General features: G+C 67.7%; 1 pseudogene. It reads right to left on the reverse strand.

From position 1 onward, the window contains the following. Positions 1-1,210: pseudogene (locus HCN51_RS57705) on the reverse strand (DNA-directed RNA polymerase subunit beta); the annotation flags it as partial.

Genomic DNA, 1,210 nt, shown 5'->3' on the forward strand with positions numbered 1-1,210 from the left:
TGGCATGAACGCCACCAGCAGGTTCTTGCCCAGCGCCATCTCACCGTTGTCGGTGCAGGGGCCGTCGGCGATGACCTGGTTGACCTCGACGCGGTCGCCCTCGGCCACGATCGGCTTCTGGTTGAAGCTGGTGCCCTGGTTGGAGCGCTTGAACTTGGCCACCCGGTAGGTGGTGCGGGTGCCGTCGTCGTTCATGACCGTGATGTAGTCGGCGGAGACCTCCTCCACCACACCGGCCTTCTCCGCGCTGATGACGTCGCCGGCGTCGGTCGCGGCACGGTATTCCATGCCGGTGCCGACCAGCGGCGCCTCGCTCTTGAGCAGCGGCACCGACTGGCGCTGCATGTTGGAGCCCATGAGCGCGCGGTTGGCGTCGTCGTGCTCGAGGAAGGGGATCATCGCGGTGGCCACCGACACCATCTGGCGCGGCGACACGTCGATGTAGTCGACTTCCTCGGCACGGGCGAGCTCGGTCTCACCGCCCTTGGTGCGGACCAGGACGCGGGCCTCGGCGAACGAGCCGTCGGGGTTGAGCGCCGTGTTGGCCTGCGCCTTGACGTACCTGTCCTCCTCGTCGGCGGTCAGGTAGTCGATCTGGTCGGTCACCTTGCCGTCGACGACCTTGCGGTAGGGCGTCTCGACGAAGCCGAAGGCGTTGATCCGGCCGTAGGAGGCCAGCGAGCCGATCAGACCGATGTTGGGACCTTCAGGGGTCTCGATCGGGCACATCCGGCCATAGTGGGACGGGTGCACGTCTCGCACCTCGAAGCCGGCCCGCTCACGGGACAGACCACCGGGGCCCAGCGCGGACAGACGCCGCTTGTGCGTCAGGCCGGCCAGCGGGTTGGTCTGGTCCATGAACTGGGAGAGCTGGGAGGTGCCGAAGAACTCCTTGATCGACGCCACGACCGGGCGGATGTTGATCAGGGTCTGCGGCGTGATCGCCTCGACGTCCTGCGTGGTCATGCGCTCGCGCACGACGCGCTCCATACGGGCCAGGCCCAGGCGGACCTGGTTCTGGATGAGCTCGCCGACGCTGCGCAGGCGGCGGTTGCCGAAGTGGTCGATGTCGTCGATCTCGACGATGACCTCGCGGTCACCGGCGCCCGGCATCGACTCCTCGCCCGCGTGCAGGCGGACGATGTACTCGATGGTGGCGACGATGTCCTCTTCGGTGAGGGTGCCCTGGGTGATCTCCGCGTCGACGCCC

The organism is Nonomuraea composti, assembly GCF_012034275.1.
GTDB lineage: Bacteria > Actinomycetota > Actinomycetes > Streptosporangiales > Streptosporangiaceae > Nonomuraea > Nonomuraea composti.